This is a genomic window from Roseibium sp. (assembly GCF_048261595.1).
Lineage (GTDB): Bacteria > Pseudomonadota > Alphaproteobacteria > Rhizobiales > Stappiaceae > Roseibium.
This window is the reverse complement of the sequence record NZ_JBLXFW010000001.1, coordinates 441561-458082: the sequence shown is the minus strand read 5'-3', so window position 1 is coordinate 458082 and position 16522 is coordinate 441561. Positions and strand designations below refer to the sequence as shown.

At 59.4% G+C, this 16522-nt stretch carries 15 protein-coding genes; 8 read left to right on the top strand and 7 right to left on the bottom strand.

The genetic code is table 11. The annotated features are described in order from the left end of the window. Positions 1–705: a guanylate kinase gene (gene gmk, locus ACN0SY_RS01985; protein WP_417684083.1), complete on the top strand. Its 705-nt coding sequence runs from the start codon at positions 1–3 to the stop codon at positions 703–705. A gap of 16 nt (positions 706–721) precedes the next feature. On the opposite strand, the gene rsmA is transcribed toward gmk, so the two are convergent. The 6 genes from rsmA to lptF all read right to left on the bottom strand — a co-directional run bounded on the left by rsmA (position 722) and on the right by lptF (position 8401). Next, entirely contained in the window at positions 722–1570 is an 849-nt protein-coding gene (rsmA, locus tag ACN0SY_RS01980; protein WP_417684082.1) for a 16S rRNA (adenine(1518)-N(6)/adenine(1519)-N(6))-dimethyltransferase RsmA, read from the bottom strand. Continuing rightward, on the bottom strand, positions 1570–2589 hold the full coding sequence (gene pdxA, locus ACN0SY_RS01975) for a 4-hydroxythreonine-4-phosphate dehydrogenase PdxA (RefSeq protein WP_417684081.1): 1020 nt from the start codon (positions 2587–2589) through the stop codon (positions 1570–1572). The genes rsmA and pdxA overlap by 1 nt, the downstream gene beginning before the upstream one ends. 4 nt (positions 2590–2593) lie before the next feature. After that, positions 2594–3520 (bottom strand): SurA N-terminal domain-containing protein, encoded by a 927-nt coding sequence (locus ACN0SY_RS01970; RefSeq protein ID WP_417684080.1) that lies wholly within the window; start codon positions 3518–3520, stop codon positions 2594–2596. 175 nt (positions 3521–3695) lie between these two features. Beyond that, positions 3696–6107 carry an LPS-assembly protein LptD gene (locus tag ACN0SY_RS01965; RefSeq protein ID WP_417684079.1) on the bottom strand — a complete coding sequence of 804 codons (2412 nt, stop codon included), beginning with the start codon at positions 6105–6107 and terminating at the stop codon, positions 3696–3698. Between the two features lie 7 nt (positions 6108–6114). Further along, positions 6115–7209 (bottom strand): LPS export ABC transporter permease LptG, encoded by a 1095-nt coding sequence (lptG, locus tag ACN0SY_RS01960; RefSeq protein ID WP_417684078.1) that lies wholly within the window; start codon positions 7207–7209, stop codon positions 6115–6117. 4 nt (positions 7210–7213) lie between these two features. Continuing rightward, complete coding sequence (gene lptF / locus ACN0SY_RS01955; RefSeq protein ID WP_417684077.1) at positions 7214–8401, bottom strand: LPS export ABC transporter permease LptF; 1188 nt, start codon at positions 8399–8401, stop codon at positions 7214–7216. A 224-nt stretch (positions 8402–8625) separates the two neighbouring features. Between lptF and ACN0SY_RS01950 the strand changes: the two genes are divergently transcribed. From ACN0SY_RS01950 to ACN0SY_RS01930, 5 genes are all read left to right on the top strand, one after another. Further along, a complete protein-coding gene (locus ACN0SY_RS01950) occupies positions 8626–10125 on the top strand; it encodes a leucyl aminopeptidase (protein ID WP_417684076.1) in 1500 nt (499 codons plus the stop codon). 466 nt (positions 10126–10591) lie between these two features. Next, positions 10592–11044, top strand: coding sequence for a DNA polymerase III subunit chi (locus ACN0SY_RS01945; protein ID WP_417684075.1), 453 nt, complete (start codon positions 10592–10594; stop codon positions 11042–11044). Next, on the top strand, positions 11041–11760 hold the full coding sequence (locus ACN0SY_RS01940; RefSeq protein WP_417684074.1) for a class I SAM-dependent methyltransferase: 720 nt from the start codon (positions 11041–11043) through the stop codon (positions 11758–11760). The genes ACN0SY_RS01945 and ACN0SY_RS01940 overlap by 4 nt, the downstream gene beginning before the upstream one ends. A gap of 47 nt (positions 11761–11807) precedes the next feature. Further along, the gene (locus ACN0SY_RS01935) at positions 11808–12200 is read left to right on the top strand and encodes a rhodanese-like domain-containing protein (protein WP_417684073.1); all 393 of its coding nucleotides are present in this window, start codon (positions 11808–11810) and stop codon (positions 12198–12200) included. 42 nt (positions 12201–12242) lie between these two features. Beyond that, positions 12243–12644: a VOC family protein gene (locus tag ACN0SY_RS01930; protein WP_417684072.1), complete on the top strand. Its 402-nt coding sequence runs from the start codon at positions 12243–12245 to the stop codon at positions 12642–12644. An 8-nt stretch (positions 12645–12652) separates the two neighbouring features. Here the strand turns inward: ACN0SY_RS01930 and ACN0SY_RS01925 are convergent, their stop codons facing one another. Beyond that, on the bottom strand, positions 12653–13351 hold the full coding sequence (locus ACN0SY_RS01925; RefSeq protein WP_417684071.1) for an HAD family hydrolase: 699 nt from the start codon (positions 13349–13351) through the stop codon (positions 12653–12655). A 205-nt stretch (positions 13352–13556) separates the two neighbouring features. Between ACN0SY_RS01925 and ACN0SY_RS01920 the strand changes: the two genes are divergently transcribed. Beyond that, positions 13557–14654: a carboxynorspermidine decarboxylase gene (locus ACN0SY_RS01920; RefSeq protein WP_417684070.1), complete on the top strand. Its 1098-nt coding sequence runs from the start codon at positions 13557–13559 to the stop codon at positions 14652–14654. A gap of 78 nt (positions 14655–14732) precedes the next feature. Next, positions 14733–15971, top strand: coding sequence for a saccharopine dehydrogenase family protein (locus ACN0SY_RS01915; RefSeq protein ID WP_417684069.1), 1239 nt, complete (start codon positions 14733–14735; stop codon positions 15969–15971). The last annotated feature ends 551 nt before the right edge of the window (positions 15972–16522 follow it).

Sequence of the window (16522 nt, the reverse complement as noted above, 5' to 3'; positions counted from 1 at the left end):
ATGAGCGACGCCAAACCCATCAGGGGAACCATGGTCAGTGCCGATCAGGCGGAGCAGGAACGTCGCGGCCTCATGCTGGTCCTGTCCTCACCATCAGGCGCAGGCAAGTCCACGATTGCACGCATGCTGCTGGAGCGCGAAAGCAACCTGGATCTGTCCATCTCCGTGACCACCCGGCCGCGTCGTTCGAGCGAGATCGATGGCGTTCATTATCATTTCCGGACGCGTGAGCAGTTCGAGGAAATGAAGGACAAGGGTGAGTTGCTGGAATGGGCCGAGGTGCACGGCAACTATTATGCGACGCCCCGTGGCCCGGTCGAGAACACGATTGAGAGCGGCAAGGACATTCTGTTTGATATCGACATCCAGGGTACCTTCCAGCTCTATGACAAGATGCGGGAAGATGTTGTCTCGGTCTTCATCCTGCCGCCGTCCATCGACGAAATGAAGGCGCGTCTGCGTGGCCGCGGTGAGGATCCGGAAGAGGTCATCATGCGCCGCCTGGAGACCGCCGTCGGAGAGATGCGGCACTGGTCGAAGTATGACTACGTCGTGGTCAACGAGGACCTTGAGCGGGCCTACCAGAACGTCAAGGCGATCCTGAAGGCAGAGCGGCTGAAGCAAAAGCGCTCGGGTGCCGTCGCCAAGCTGATGGACGGAATGGTCGCCGACCTGCAGGACGAGCTGAAGGGGCGGGAAGGGTAGGACGGGCGATGCGGCCTCAGCCGCGGGTCTTCTCGTAAGCGTTCGCGAGGCGAACAAATCCCTCGATGTCGATTTCCTCCGCGCGGGCGGTCGGGGAAAGCCCGGCAGCCTCGATCAGCTCTTCGGCAGGCCCTCCAAGCGACTTCAGGGATGCACGCAACATCTTGCGGCGTTGGCCGAAGGCGGCGGCCGTGACCTTTTCCAGCATCTTGAGAGAGCAGGGCCGCGGGTTTTCCCGCGGCATCAGTTGAACGACGGTAGATGTGACCTTGGGAGGCGGCGTGAAGGCTTTCGGGTTCAGGTCGAACAACATGCCGCCCGTGGTTCTCCATCCTGCCAAAACGCCAAGCCGTCCATAGGCCTTTGACCCCTGCTTGGCGACGATCCGTTCGCCTACTTCCTTCTGGAACATCAACGTCAGAGAGGTCCAGAACGGTGGCCAGTCCTCCGTGGTGAGCCAACCGAGCAGAAGTTCGGTACCGACATTGTAGGGCAAGTTGGCGACAATCTTGATCTTGTCTCCGCCTGCAATCGCGACCGGATCGATCTTCAGCGCGTCACCCTCAATCACTTCAAGGCGTCCGCCGTAGTGGTCGGAAATTTCCTTCAGGGCAGGCAGGCACCGCGTGTCCTTTTCGATCGCGACGACCCGTTTTGCACCAGCTGCAAGAAGGGCGCGCGTCAGGCCGCCGGGACCCGGTCCGATCTCCAGGACCGTGCAGTCGTCGAGCGGCGCGGCTGCACGCGCAATGCGGGAGGTCAGGTTCAGGTCGAGCAGAAAATTCTGCCCGAGCGATTTCTTGGCGTCGAGACCATGGGTCGCAATTACGTCGCGCAGAGGTGGAAGATCGTCGATCTGCGCCATCAGATGGCCCCCGGGTTCGCCAGGACGGCAGCCATCCGCAGGGATGCGGCAAAGCTGTCAGGGCGCGCCTTGCCCGTACCGGCAAGCGAGTAGGCCGTGCCGTGATCAGGAGAGGTCCGGACGAAGGGGAGGCCGAGCGTCACGTTGACGGATTCGTCGAAGCCGATCGCCTTTGCTGGGATCAACACCTGATCGTGATACATGCCGAGCGCGCAGTCATATGTCTTGCGTGCGGCAGGATGGAACATCGTATCGGCTGGAAGGGGGCCGGTAACGTCCAGTCCCTCCGCCTTCAGCAGTTCGATGGCCGGGATGATGACATCCTGCTCTTCCGTACCCATAGCTCCATTCTCACCCGCATGAGGGTTCAGCCCGCACAGGGCGAGACGTGGAGACGCGAAGCCGAACCGTTGCTTCAGATCGGCCGCGGTGATGCGTGCTGTTTCGACGATCAACTCCTGCGTCAGGGAAGTGGGAACATCCTTGAGCGCAATATGGATCGTGACCGGAACCACCATGAGTTCCGGTCCGGCAATCATCATGACCGGTCGGAAGGGTCCCCCCGACCAGAGTGTATCGGCAAGATGACCGAGGAATTCGGTGTGGCCGGGATAGGTGAAACCCGCACCGTAGAGCGCGGCCTTGTTGATGGGATTGGTGACGATGGCGCAGGCCCGGCCCGCCTGAACGTCCCTGACGGACATTTCGATCGAAGCAATGACGGACGAAGCTGTTTCTGCCCGCTCATCGCCGGGCATGTCATCCATTGGATCGCCGGTGGCAACTACGGGGAGGGCCTTGGCGAAACAGGAGACAGTTTCCTCGGGTTCGACGACCTGAACCGGTACGTCCAGACCGAGGCGCCTGGCGCGGCGGCCTATGAAGCCCGGGTCCCCGCGAAGATAGAATGCGGGTAAAGCCAAGTCTCGACGGGCAACCCAGGAAAGAAGGGTGATGTCCGGGCCAATGCCAGCAGGCTCACCGCAGGTGACGGCGAGAGGTGTCTTGACCGAAACCATGGCATCAGCGCTCGACGATCGTTGCGCGGCGGCGAAGGTCCATCAGATAGCGGCGCGAGAGCGCCTCGCCTTCCTTGGCCCTCAGTTCGTTTTCCATTTCGGTGCGTGCGGCAATGTCGGACTGGATTTCTTCCTTGCTGCAGACGGCAATCATCTCGTAGCCGCGACCGGTTTCCTGGGGCTTCGTCAGCCGTCCCGGTTCCGTCTTGCTGATGTCATCGCGCATGGATTCCGGCAGCTCGGTCTCCAGGCGGCGGCCGACCGGCTTGACGACGACTTCCGAATACTGGCTCAAGACGGTGCCGATCCCGTCGCAACCTGATACCGCATTGCGGATCTGGTCGCTCTCACGCTTCCGCTTGGACTTGAATGCACCGTTTGATTTCTTCGGGACAACGACGATGACCTGCTTCAGATCATACTCGATACTCGTGTTCTGATCGGCCTTTTCAGACTTTCTCAGTGCTGCAATCACGTCAGATTCTGTCACCTTCACGGTCGCCTGAAAGCGACGGCGAACGACCTGTGACCAGGCCAGCTGCGCCTTGAGACGGTCTTTCAGTGTTTGCGGATTGACGCCGCCTCGGCTGAGAGCGGACGACAACTGAGATGGTGTCATCCGAACATTGGTGGCGATGTTGTTGAAGGCGTTGTTGACTTCGCCATCAGACACATTGACGCCGATACGTTCGGCCTCGGTCAGCTTCAACCTGTCGTCAATCAGCTCCTGCTCGGCAAGCCGCCGTGCGGTCGCATTGTTCGTGCGCTGGGTCAGCGTGATCAAACGGGCACGCTGGTTGATGTCGTAGGATGTTATCGCTTCATCGTTCACGATGACCTCGATGGAGGTCTGTGCCGTCGCCGGACCGGTCGCAAGCGGCGTCCCCAGAAACAGAAGGGGCAAAACGAGAGGAATGACTTTGAAGCGCATTGAATTCCTGTCCGCGCCGGAAACCGGCCTGTTCTCTGTAATCTGACCTTATCTATCCGAGATGTTGCACAAACCCTCGGCAATTTCAAAGGTTCAGCGCCAGTTGCACGTTCCGATGTGTCGGAAGTGTGACCGGCGCCCTGCAATTTACGTTCTGCCTACCTCGTGACCGGCCTCAGTCCACGCCAGTGGACAGCTGCGTATTGCCGACTGTTCTGAGCCCGATGCGCAGATAAAGCGTACGGTCCACTTCTTGGCCGTTGTTGCGGCTGCGGTCTTCCGAGTAGGACAGGGACAGCGAGAACCCTTCGTCATCATAGCCCAGGCCGAAGCCGTCCTGGACCATGTTGTAATTCTCCATGTCATACCGTAGCGAGCCGAAGACACGCCAGTTGTCCTGAAGACGAAGGCTGGCAGAGCCCAGGATTTCTTCACGCGGGTCATTGATCCCGAGATCAGGCTGTGCGCCAAGGAAGGCATAGGCAAGTGTCGATACGACCGGTCCATAAGTGCCGGTGGCTTGCGCCTGGAAACGGCGAACCCGAAAATCCTCGTCATCAAGGCGGGCCTGCGCACCAAGCCTGACGCCGTATTGGGTGTCCAGGTAGACGCTGCCGACGTAATCTGACTGGGTCGTCGCCAGGCCTGAGTTTTGCGTCGTGCCGAGGATATCCGGCGTCGCAAACGAGTTCTCACCCGCGATGTGGTAGGAGCGGCCAAAGAGCGCGCTGAGGAAGTAGCCTTCCTCCAGTTGCAGCTTGTAGCTCAAGCCGACATTAACCCGCGAACCGCCTTCTGCCCGGTCAAAGCCCGAGAACTTGTCATAGTCAAACAGGGTGGTGGCGTCGAACACAATGCTTTGCGCGTCCTCGTTGGGCAGCTCTCCAATTCGCTGCTCGTCCGGGCGCACGATCACCTGAGCGATCGGCTCGATGATCTGGTTGCCGCCATCGAACGTCACCACGAAGGGGTACTTGTACTCCAGTCCGGCAGCCGGCATCGCACGTCCGACGAAGGATTCACCGGTGAGTGCGTTCACGTTCTTGTCGGCTGAGGCGAGGAAAAACAGGTCCCCGCGGACATAGGCAAAAGGCGTGAATACCTGACCGAGCGGGTCGATGAATGTGCGGCGCCAGTCGCCCTTAAGGGTCACGCGAGAGAAGGTGCCATCGATACCGCGGAAACGGTCGACATTGGAGCCGGTGGCCTGGAATGCATCCGTTTCAGCGCGGGTCAGCGATGTGAAGTTGCCGGTGAACGACAGCTCTCCGCCAACGATCGGGTCATCGAAGACATAGTCATAGTCGATGACCGGCATGACAAAGGGCTGCTTGTCTTGAAGCGACTGGCCGATAGAGGAAAAAGCAGCGCTCGGGTCGTTCGTGCCGTCCGTGGTGTAGTCTTCCTGAGAGATCGAGAAAGCGTATGCACGGAAGGTCAGTGCGTTGCGCAGCGAATTTCCTTCAAGATAAATCTCGGAGGTCTCGCCATCACCTTCGAGACTTGTGAACGCGTAATCCTCCAGAAAGGCGCGGTCGCTCTTGTAGGTGAGGTTCCAGCCATAGTTCCAGTTCTCGGCAAGGCTGAAGCGGCCCGTGGTGTTGACAGCCCCGCGCCAACGTTCATCGCCGCTCGAGCCGATGAAAGCGGATGGCTGGGCCTGAAACAGGCCAGCTGCTGCGATTGAATAGGAGCCGGAAACGAGGCGATGGCGGAACTTCGCGTCGGCGACCACACCTTGCTTGCTCAGCGGCGTCACCGTTGTCGTCAGATCATAGTGAGGGCTGAGGGCCCAATAGTATGGAACGGCGACACCAACTCCCAGCCGATCTGAAATCACCGCCGTCGGCATCAGGAAGCCCGACTTCCGCTTGATCGTGGGATCGGGCATGGAGAAGTAGGGCACGTAGGCGATCGGCTTGCCGAACAACTCGAACGAGGCGTTCTCGTAATAGATCACCCGTTCCTGCTGGTTATGCACGATCTTGGCGGCGCGGATGCGCCAGAGCGGTGGCTTGTTCGGCGCACTCGTCGGGCGTGTGTAGACGGTATAGATGCCGTTCTCAAAGGTCGTGACATTGCCTTCGGACCGGCTCGCCTTCTGTGCGATGAAGCGCGTGCGCTCTGGGGTATCCACCTGAAGAGCGTTCGCGAAACCTTCGGCGAGATCCTCCGAAAGGACCATTTCCTGGGATTGAACGATGTTTCCGTCCGGCTCTGTCATGACAACATCGCCGCGCGCGGTCAGGATCTTCGTTGCCCGGTTGAAAATAATCTGTCGGGCTTCGACCGTGTAGCCGTCGTAGTAGACCTGAACGTTGCCGGAAGCGGAAATGATGTCGCGGTCGAAGTCGTAGGTGACCTCGGCGGCTTCCAGCAGCATCTGAGCGTCGTCGCTGACCTGCCCGGCAACGGAGTCGGAAAGGCTGGACTGAGCCATCGCCGGAACGGACGGCAGGGCAGACGTCAGACACAGGACTGAGACAGAGAGACTCAGGGCGAGTGCAAGGGAACGCGCTGCGGTTGGTTTTCCGCGCACGGCGTCATGAACATGCGAACTCGGCAGAGAGGGGGATAAACTGATCACTCGTTTGTCACCCGTCTTCCTGGTTCAGCAGGATGGTCAGCCCCATAAGCACTCCAAAAATTCCAGGAGCCCACGCAGCGATCGTGGGCGGCACGATACCGGCGCCGCCAAAGTCCTTTGCGAGCTCAGATAGAACGTAAAGCACGAACCCGGCGATGATTCCACCCAGAATCATACCTCCAAGTCCACCAAATCGGGAAACCCTCAGCGAAACCGCCGCCGCGATCAGTATCATTGCCGCCAAAAGCAGGGGACGGGCGAGAAGGGTTTGATATTGCAAGGCATACCTGTACGCGGGCAAACCTGCATTACGCGCCAGGTCGATGAACCTCGGCAGGTTCCAGAACGAGATCGATTCGGGTGAGCCGATGCTTTCCCGAACCTCGGTCGCGGTAAGATATGTACTGACCTCGTAGGCGCCGTAAAATTGTGGGTCGCGCTCGGTCGTGTAAACGGTGGCGCCGCTCAGATACCAGATCTGGTTCCCGAGACGCGCTTCCTTGGCCTCGATACGCTCCTGGAACGTTCCGGTCTTGTCAAAGGTGAAGATCGTGACGCCCTGAAGCCGACTGCCGCCGTCAAGCAATTGCTTCGCCAACAGGACGGATTCACCGTCCAGGCCATCCTGCCGGACCCAGACATCGCCGGTGGTCTGCAGCAGCAAGCCCTGCTCCGACCCGAACAGTCCCGCAGCGGCTTCATCCGATTTCTGTTGCAGCCAAACAGCTGCGGGGTTGTAGAGGGTGATGGAGGCAATTCCGATCGCCAGTCCCACGACAATCGCAGGCATGGTGAATTGCCACACGGAAATGCCCGAGGCCCTCGTCACGACCAGTTCGAGTGCGCGGCTCAGGCCGACAAATGCTGCGATGGAGCCGAACAGAACGGCGAACGGGATAACCTGCTCCAGGAGGAGAGGCACACGCAGCAGCGAAATCAGGCTGACGCGGAGAACGGAAAAGCCTTCCCTGTCACCGCCTCGGCGAACCAGTTCCAGAACGTCGAAAAGAAAGATCAGAACGGCGGCAAGCAGAAAAAGCCCGAGGATCGACTTCAGGAACTTGCCTGAAAAATAGAGGGTGAGAGTGCGACCAAGAACCATGACGTCAGGCCGCTCCGTTTGCGCTGCGTCCGTTGATCCGGTCGCCAATTCGGTCGATGAGGATGGACAGGTTTTCGATCGCCGCCGTCACCGGGCGTGGCAATGGCAACTGTTCGTCGCGAATGATTGCCCATGCAGAAAGCACGATGCCGCAAAGGGGAACGACGTAGAGCAATGCCAGAAGGCTCGCGCTGCCACCGGTGATTGCGGTGACGCCGAAACCCGCGGTGCGCAGGGAAATGCAGCCGACAATTGCACCCAGAATGGATACAGAGCGGTTTTGCCGGGTTGTTCGAGCGCGGCCGAGAAGTGCGAAGACGATCAAGGCAAACGCGAGGCAATAGAGTGGCTGGCTGAGGCGCTCATGCAGCTCGGTCTGCAACTTGTCAGGATGCTGCAGCGCATATCCGTCGTCGGCGTCGGGATTTAGAAGATTGAGTGTAGAACGCTCGCTCGCCTTGTAGACCGGGTCCGAGGCCTCCGGAATGAGGTTCGACAGATCGAAGGCGTAGGATTGGAAGCGAACGATGGAGATGTCTCCATCTGCCTGCGGCCGGCGCTGGATCGTTCCGTTCTGCATGACAAGAAGTGTCCGCCCGGCCGTCTCGATTATCTGGCCGTTTTCAGCCTGATAGGTGAAGGCCGTCCCTTCCTCGCGGGTATCGTGCAGAAGCAGCCCGTCCAAAGTCCCGTTTCCCGAGCGGTTGCGGATATGGAAGGTCAGGCCGTCCTCGACGGTGATGAAGCGCCCGGGCTTGACGATGTTCGCGATGAGGTCTGCGCGCACGCGGACGATTTCTTCGCGCAACTGACCAAGGCCAAGCGGAGCGACGTAGAGCGACATTGAGGCGCTGAGCGCGAAAACGAAGATGGCGAAGACCATGATGGGCTTCAGCACCAGGAAGCGGGAGCCGCCGGTGGCATTGATGACGATGAGCTCGCTGTCGCTGGAAAGTGCGTTCAACACGAGGATAAGAGCGATCATCATTGCGAAGGGCGCGACGATCACGACCAGAAACGGCATGGCAAGCATGGTTATGCTGATGAACTGAACGATCGTCTGGCCCTTGGAAGTGACGAGATCAAGCTGACGCAGAGCCTGTGTTGCCCACACCACCCCCGTCATCGCCGCCAGGGTCATGGCAAAGGCGAAGAAAGCGCGCTTGATGATGTATCGTTCCAGGATCTTCATGCGGTCAAATGCTGCGCAATTTGTTCAAGGCACATAAGTTGAAATTCCTAAATGGCAATAACACGGTTTTTGGTGAATGGCGCCTCAACAAGCATGGTAAATAGCGATTAATTTTGACGCACTTGCCGAGTTTTGAGGAACACTCCATGATCAGGTGGAATTCGCGTGCAGCTCCTGCGCGCTGATCGGCGTAGCACATGCACCACGACTTATCAGGAAAGCAAATGACCAAGCTGACCAAGGTTTCTTTCGGCAAACTCGGAGCACCATCCGGGGGTGTTGCAATGATACTGGCTGCCGAAGGGCTAGCTCTAGGAAGTCAAACCCAGGCGTTTGTAGCCGGGATGGAAGGCGGCTTCGAAAGGGCTGCAAAGGTGGCAGGTTTCACCGGCAAGTCCGGGACCAGTCTCGATCTGATTGCACCGGCCGGTATTCCGGTGGATCGTCTTATCGTCGTCGGTCTCGGAAAAGCCGAGGAGCTGACCGACGAGGCCTGGCTCAAGCTTGGAGGAACGGTGCAGGGGCTGTTGGCCGGCGCGAAAGCCGACAAGGCAACCCTCCTGCTTGAAATAACCCCGGAAGAAGACGTTTCGGCGCAGGCCTGCGCGACCGTTGCCATGGGCGCGAAGCTCCGTTCCTATTCCTACGATGCGCCGAAGGCGAAGAAGGCAGATGACGAAAGCCCGGAGATGATCCGGCTCGAGCTCGCCGTGGCCAACGTCAAGGATGCGAAAAAGGCCTGGGCCGCTGCCGAAGGCGTGGCCGATGGCGTCTGTCTCGCCCGGGATCTGGTCAATTTACCGCCCAATCTTCTCGGGCCGGTGGAATTCGCCAAGGCTGCCAGTGACCTGACCAAGCTCGGTGTCGAGGTTGATATCCTCACCGAGAAGGAAATGAAGAAGCTGAAGATGGGCGCGCTTCTGGGCGTTGCCCAGGGAGCTGCCCGTCCGCCGCGACTTGCCGTGATGCGCTGGAATGGAGGCAAGAAGGGCGACGCACCGCTCGCCTTCGTGGGCAAGGGCGTCGTTTTCGACACTGGCGGCATATCGATCAAGCCCGCAGCCGGCATGGAAGAAATGCGCGGTGACATGGGCGGGGCAGCAGCAGTGACTGGCCTTATGCACGCGGTTGCGGCGCGCAAGGCCAAGGCCAATGTTGTCGGCGTTATCGGGCTGGTGGAGAATATGCCGGATGGCAATGCCTATCGCCCCGGCGACGTTCTGACGGCAATGTCAGGCACGACGATCGAGGTTCTGAACACCGATGCCGAGGGCCGTCTCGTTCTGGCCGATGCGCTCTGGTATACGCAGGACCGCTTCAAGCCTGCCTTCATGATTGACCTTGCCACTCTGACCGGAGCGGTGATCGTCGCACTTGGCCACCTGAATGCCGGGATGTACTCCAACAACGACGAGCTCGCAGGTCAACTGGAAGCCGCGGGCAAGGCCACGGGCGAGAGCCTCTGGCGCCTGCCGCTGTCGAAGGGATACGACAAGCTCATCGACACACCGAATGCTGATGTGAAGAACACCGGCGGGCGCACGGCCGGGTCTGTTACGGCAGCGCAGTTCCTTCAGCGCTTCGCCAATGACGTTACCTGGGCGCATCTCGACATTGCAGGAACTGCCTTTGGTCCTCCCAAGAACGAGATCAACCAGAGCTGGGCGACTGGCTACGGAGTGCGGTTGCTGGACCGTCTGGTCTCGGAGTTTTACGAAAGGTAAGCCTGACCAAAGGGTCGGCAAAAGAAAACCCGCCGGAAACGGCGGGTTTTTCATGCCTGTCTTGTGAAGCCCGTTAACCTAGCAGGTCTTGTAGGCCTGACATGCGGTCGCTTCTTCCGACACTACCAGTCCAACCCCGGCGGTTGCTCCGGCCATCGCAAATACAAGCGTGAAAAAAACCACGATACGCGTAATCATCTATTTCCCCCGAACGTCGGTCCCGTCTTGATCCCGGTCCGTCGCAGTTTCCGTAACGAGAATCACGAAAACGTCCCCGAGCACGTTCTGTAACCAATCGACATTTGCGAAGGGTTAATGATACGACTCGGCGCGTAAGTAAACTGCATCACCGGTGGTCCAATGCACGAACCGTCAGAGTGTTGCGTCGCCGCATCAATTTATTTGGATGATGACCCGTGCCGATGGTGGCTGGCGCGAGACAGGAACAGGGCAAGTCGGGTTCGGAATGAGCGTTGAGGTACTTTTCTATCATCTGGTCCATCAACCGCTGGAAGCGGCGCTTCCGCCTCTTTTGATGAAATGTCTTGAACGGGACTGGCGCGTCGTCGTGCAGGCGGGGTCCGAGGAACGCTGCGCCGCTCTCGATGCTCACCTGTGGACATTTCAGGACGACAGTTTTCTTCCCCACGGCACCAAGGCTGACGGTCACGCCGAGGAACAGCTCATTTATATGACAGCGGAAGGCGACAATCCGAACCGCGCTGACGTGCGCTTCCTTGTCGACAGGGCAGCGCCGCCGCCTCTGGCCGGCTATACCCGCGCCGTCTACATGTTCGATGGCAATGATTCAGAGGCGCTTGCCGATGCGCGTCAACGCTGGAAGGAGGCGAAGGCGGAAGGCTTCGCAGTAACCTACTGGCAGCAGACCGGTGCCGGTGGCTGGGAGCGCAAGGCATGAGCGAGGAACGTGGCGGACCTGCTCCATCCCACACACCCGAGTTCCTGGCCCGCCGCGACGAGGCACGCAGGAAGCTCGATGAACTGACCGGTGCGAAGGACGGTGACGCAAAGGACCGCAAGACCTGGTTCGAGACGGTCTACAGGCAAGCCAAAGGGGATGCAGCGGCCGTACCATGGGCCGACCTTGAACCCAAGCAGGCCTTGAACGATTGGTTGGCGAACCGGCCCGGCAGAGGCGCCACCGCGCTCGACGTTGCCTGCGGTCTGGGGGACAATGCCGAGGCTTTGAGCAATGCCGGCTACAGGACGACGGCTTTCGATCTTGCAGCCGAAGCAATTTCCTGGTCTCGCCGCCGGTTTGAAAAAAGCGCCGTCGATTATGTCGTTGGCGACCTGTTCAGCCTGCCGTCTGATTGGCGCAATGCTTTTGAACTTGTGCACGAATGCTACACACTGCAGGCTCTGAAAGAGCCGATGCGCTCTGAGGCGATGGACGTTCTCGCCGGCCTTGTGGCCCCCGGTGGTACGCTGCTTCTGATCAGCCGCTCCCGCCTGGAAGGCGCAGACGCCAAGGGGCCTCCCTGGCCGCTGGAACCCTCCGAGTGGCGAGGCTTCGAAGACCGCGGCCTGCGTCTGGTCGGAGAGAGTCTCTACGACGTCGTGCGTCCGGACCGTGTGATACCCCATGTGCTGGTAGAATTCCGGCGAGCTTAGGACGGTGTGACATTCAGTCCGTTGGCAAATGAGGAGGAGCATTGATTATGGAAGCTCTGAAGGTTTCGTCCGCCGAGCTGGTGAAGCGGGCAAGGGCGCGCATCCGTGAGGTCGAGACTGCAGACGCCATCTCCATGGTGAGCGATCCGGATGTGGTCATCGTTGATCTGCGAGATGTGCGCGAGCGTGAAAGGTTTGGGTTCATACCCGGCAGCTTCCATTGCCCGCGCGGTATGGCGGAGTTCTGGATTGATCCGGAAAGTCCGTATTTCAAGGATATCTTCGGTCAGAAAAAGACGTTCCTGTTCCATTGCGCGTCCGGATGGCGGTCCGCTCTGACCGTCGCACAGCTCAACGACATGGGATTTGAATGCGCCCACGTGAGGGACGGGTTCAACGACTGGGTCACGGCCGGAGGACCTGTCGAAAAACCGCAATAGGAACAATCCGGCAAGCTGCCCGAACGCGCTGGAAGGAAACTCATGGCTGCCACGACAGGTATCAATCATCTCGGTCTCGCAGTCCGGGATCTGGACGAGACGACGACGTTCTTCACCGAGGTTCTGGGGTGGGAAGAAAGTGGCCGCGACCTTTCCTATCCGCGCACGGCCGTCTCTGACGGAACCTGCCGCCTGACGCTTTGGCAGGTGGATCGGAGCGGCCCCATCGCTCCGTTCGATCGCAGGCACAATGTCGGGCTGCATCACCTTGCACTCCAGGTGGAGAGCGAGGAAAGACTGGACGAACTTGCAGTGCGGGTTCAGGGCTGGCCCGGCGTCGATGTTGAATTCATGCCCGAAGTCCTGGGCGAGGGACCGCGCAAGCACATGATCTTCACTGAGCCCGGCGGCATCCGGCTGGAGCTGATCTGGCCGGGAGCATGATTGCAAGGCTAGGGCGCCAGGCGCTGCAGCAGATCGGGAAGTTCACCCAGGTGAGCAATGGTGTGGAAGCGGTCCGCGCCGATGGGTACTTCCGCCTGTTCCATTGCCCAGGTGATTTCATAGGGAACGTGGACGCCATGACTGCCAGCCTCCAGTGCCGGCAGGATGTCGGACTTGACCGAGTTGCCGATCATCATCGCTGATGCGGCACCCGAGCCGTGACGATCAAACAGCGTCTCGTAGGTGGCGGCAGTCTTCTCGCTGACGATCTCAACCGCATCGAAATACTCGCCGAGGCGGGAGGCGGCCAACTTGCGTTCCTGATCGAACAGGTCGCCCTTCGTGATGAGGATGAGGCGATAGTCGTCCTTCACGGCGAGCAAGGTGTCTGCAACATGGGGCAGGGGCTCAACCGGATGCGTGGTCATGTCCCGTCCTGCATCGAGAATCTCGGACAGGATCGAGGCCGGCACTTTCTGATCGGTCACTTCGATTGCCGTCTCGATCATCGACAGGACGAAACCCTTGATGCCGTAGCCGTAGTGCTTGAGGTTCCGCCGCTCGGCGGCGAGCAGACGTTCCTCCAGGTGGTCAATCTCTGTGTACTCGGCAAGTAAGGCGGCGAAGCGCTCCTCTGTCAGCTTGAAGACGCGTTCGTTGTGCCAAAGCGTGTCGTCGGCATCAAAGCCAAGTGTCGTTATGGTCATCGGGAAGTTCCGTTCGGGTGGGACGCCAACCTATCACCACGGGGCAGAGGCCATCAATGCCGGCATCAGCTGCCGGTTACGTCCCGAACAAAATTGAATTTTCCTTCGGTTTTTCGTTGAGCCCCGATCAGAAAACAGCTAATCGGCCCCCTCAAGTTTTCGAAGCTGCCAATGACTGCTTCGCATGGCACTGGAAGGGCATGAAATGATCTCCACGCCGTATTACCTCATCGACAAGTCCAAGCTTCTTCCCAACATGGAGAAGATTGCCTGGCTGCGCGAGAATTCAGGTGCCAAGTCGCTGTTGGCGTTGAAGTGCTTTGCTGCCTGGTCCGTGTTCGACTTCATGAGCCAGTACATGGACGGAACGACCTCGTCGTCGCTCTACGAGGTGAAGCTCGGCCGCGAGAAATTCCCGGGCGAGACCCATGCCTATTCGGTGGCCTATGCCGATGACGAGATCGACGAAGTCATTTCATCATCCGACAAGATCATCTTCAACACCATCGGCCAGCTTGAGCGCTTCGAGAGCCAGTCGGCAAACCACGTGCGCGGCCTGCGCGTCAATCCGGGTGTCTCCACCTCCGGCTTTGATCTCGCCGACCCGGCGCGGCCCTTCTCGCGCCTTGGCGAACACGAACCGGACCAGATCGCGACGGTGATCGATCAGGTTTCCGGTTTCATGTTCCACAACAACTGCGAGAACGCCGACTTCGACCGCTTCGACGGCATGCTCGGGCATATCGAACAGCGCTTCGGCCATCTCATCCGCCAGATGAAATGGATCAGTCTCGGCGGCGGCATCCACTTCACCGGAGAAGGCTATCCGCTGGAGAAGTTCGCCGAGCGATTGAAGCGCTTTGCGGGCGAAAACGAGGTGCAGGTCTATCTTGAGCCCGGTGAGGCTGCGATCACAAAATCGACGACCCTGGAAGTCACGGTCCTCGATACGCTCTACAACGGCAAGAATCTGGCCATCGTCGACAGCTCCATCGAAGCGCACATGCTCGATTTGCTGATCTACCGTGAAAGTGCGAAGGTCCTGCCGAACAAGGGACCGGAGGAATGGATGGTCTGCGGCAAGTCCTGTCTTGCCGGTGACATCTTCGGCGAGTTCAAATTCGACAAGCCGCTGAAAGCCGGTGACCGCCTGTCGATGCAGGATGCGGCCGGATACACGATGGTCAAGAAGAACTGGTTCAACGGCGTGAAGATGCCGTCCATCGCCGTCAGGGAACTCGACGGAACGGTCACTCTGGAGAAAGAGTTCACCTATCAGGATTTTGTCGAAGCCCTTTCGTGAGCTTCGGCAACAAGCGCAGGCGGTCCCGCTCTGCGAAACCGGAATGTTAAACCCGACCCAAGGAGGACTATGGGCCAAATGAAACGCAACGTACTCATCATCGGCGCCGGTGGCGTCGCGCAGGTCACGGCGCACAAATGTGCGCAGAACAACGACCTGCTCGGCGATATTCACATCGCTTCGCGCACGGTCGCGAAGTGTGAGCGGATTATCGAGAGCATCCGCGAAAAAGGCAGCATGAAGGTGGATGGCGTTCTCAAAGCCCATGCCCTTAACGCAATGGACACGGCAGCCGTTGCCGATCTGATCCGCGAAACCGGGTCTCAGATCGTGATTAACGTCGGCTCTGCCTTCGTCAACATGTACGTGCTGGAAGCCTGTCTTCAGACCGGCGCCGCCTACATGGATACGGCGATCCACGAAGATCCGAACAAGATCTGCGAAACCCCGCCCTGGTACGCGAACTACGAGTGGAAGCGCCGCGAGCGCTGCGCAGAGAAGGGCGTAACCGCGATCCTCGGCGTCGGCTTCGATCCGGGCGTCGTCAACGCCTATGCCAAGCTGGCGATTGATGACTACGTGCACGAGCCGTCAGAAATCGACATCGTCGACATCAACGCCGGTTCCCATGGCCGCTGGTTCTCCACCAACTTCGACCCGGAAATCAATTTCCGCGAGTTCACCGGCACCGTCTACTCCTGGCAGCAGGGCAAGTGGCAGTCGAACAAGATGTTCGAGGTCGGCAAGAAGTGGGACCTTCCGGTCGTTGGTGAGCAGCAGGCCTATATGACCGGTCACGACGAGGTTCATTCGCTGGCAACCAACTATCCGGACGCCGATGTGCGTTTCTGGATGGGTTTTGGCGATCACTACATCAACGTCTTCACGGTTCTGAAGAACCTCGGCCTGCTGTCCGAGCAGCCGGTCAAGACGGCAGAGGGCCTTGAAGTCGTGCCGCTGAAGGTGGTCAAGGCCGTGCTGCCGGACCCGTCCTCGCTGGCGCCTGACTACACGGGCAAGACCTGCATCGGCACGCTGGTGAAGGGCAAGACCGACGGCAAGGACGCTGAAGTCTTCATCTACAACGTCGCCGATCACAAGGACGCCTACAATGAAGTGGGTTCCCAGGGCATTTCCTACACCGCCGGCGTTCCGCCGGTCGCAGCTGCCATGCTGATCGCCGACGGCACCTGGGATGTGGGCACCATGAAGAACGTCGAGGAGCTTGATCCCAAGCCCTTCCTCGCGATCCTGAACCGGATCGGACTGCCGACTTGCATCAAGGATGAAAACGGCGAGCGTCCGCTGGAGTTCTAAGGCCTCCTGATACAGCTGTTTTAGGAAAAGCCCCGGTCATGTGCCGGGGCTTTTTGCATTCGTTGCCCATGGTTCCCGACAAACCCCATAGTTTGTCATCCCGGACGAAGGCGAGGCCTGAGATTCTTGGCCGGTGAGCCACGGTATTGGAGTAGCGACCGGACTGAACCCGATAGGCTTTCGGTTCCCCGATCCCGGGTCGCGCTTCGCTTGCCCGGGAAGGCGAACGATGGGTTCGTACGTTCCTCAGCGTTATGAAAGCGATCACGTGCCGAGGCTTTTTGTGACTGAGCGTGATCCCCAACCTCATCCTGAGGAAGCACGAAGGGCTGTCTCGAAGGATGGGCAGCACGTTGAGGGGAGCAGGCAGCATGCTTCGAGACGGGCTTGTCAGCCCTCCTCAGTATGAGGGGAAGGTATGCGGATCCCGGGTCGCGCTTCGCTTGCCCGGGAGGAGGAGAAATGGGTTCGGGCCGCCCCGGCCTTGAGCCGGGACCTCTTTTCAAGACCGGCTCGCTGCCTTGTCACCGGAAACTGTTCATTAGGTCCCG

Excerpts from the sequence above, each read along its gene's own strand:
- ACN0SY_RS01935 (WP_417684073.1), top strand. The coding sequence starts at position 11,808 with ATGGAAGCTCTGAAGGTTTCGTCCGCCGAGCTGGTGAAGCGGGCAAGG.
- ACN0SY_RS01915 (WP_417684069.1), top strand. The coding sequence starts at position 14,733 with ATGAAACGCAACGTACTCATCATCGGCGCCGGTGGCGTCGCGCAGGTC.
- ACN0SY_RS01970 (WP_417684080.1), bottom strand. The coding sequence starts at position 3,520 with ATGCGCTTCAAAGTCATTCCTCTCGTTTTGCCCCTTCTGTTTCTGGGG.
- pdxA (WP_417684081.1), bottom strand. The coding sequence starts at position 2,589 with ATGGTTTCGGTCAAGACACCTCTCGCCGTCACCTGCGGTGAGCCTGCT.
- ACN0SY_RS01930 (WP_417684072.1), top strand. The coding sequence starts at position 12,243 with ATGGCTGCCACGACAGGTATCAATCATCTCGGTCTCGCAGTCCGGGAT.
- ACN0SY_RS01945 (WP_417684075.1), top strand. The coding sequence starts at position 10,592 with ATGAGCGTTGAGGTACTTTTCTATCATCTGGTCCATCAACCGCTGGAA.
- ACN0SY_RS01940 (WP_417684074.1), top strand. The coding sequence starts at position 11,041 with ATGAGCGAGGAACGTGGCGGACCTGCTCCATCCCACACACCCGAGTTC.
- rsmA (WP_417684082.1), bottom strand. The coding sequence starts at position 1,570 with ATGGCGCAGATCGACGATCTTCCACCTCTGCGCGACGTAATTGCGACC.
- ACN0SY_RS01950 (WP_417684076.1), top strand. The coding sequence starts at position 8,626 with ATGACCAAGCTGACCAAGGTTTCTTTCGGCAAACTCGGAGCACCATCC.
- lptF (WP_417684077.1), bottom strand. The coding sequence starts at position 8,401 with ATGAAGATCCTGGAACGATACATCATCAAGCGCGCTTTCTTCGCCTTT.
- lptG (WP_417684078.1), bottom strand. The coding sequence starts at position 7,209 with ATGGTTCTTGGTCGCACTCTCACCCTCTATTTTTCAGGCAAGTTCCTG.
- gmk (WP_417684083.1), top strand. The coding sequence starts at position 1 with ATGAGCGACGCCAAACCCATCAGGGGAACCATGGTCAGTGCCGATCAG.
- ACN0SY_RS01920 (WP_417684070.1), top strand. The coding sequence starts at position 13,557 with ATGATCTCCACGCCGTATTACCTCATCGACAAGTCCAAGCTTCTTCCC.
- ACN0SY_RS01925 (WP_417684071.1), bottom strand. The coding sequence starts at position 13,351 with ATGACCATAACGACACTTGGCTTTGATGCCGACGACACGCTTTGGCAC.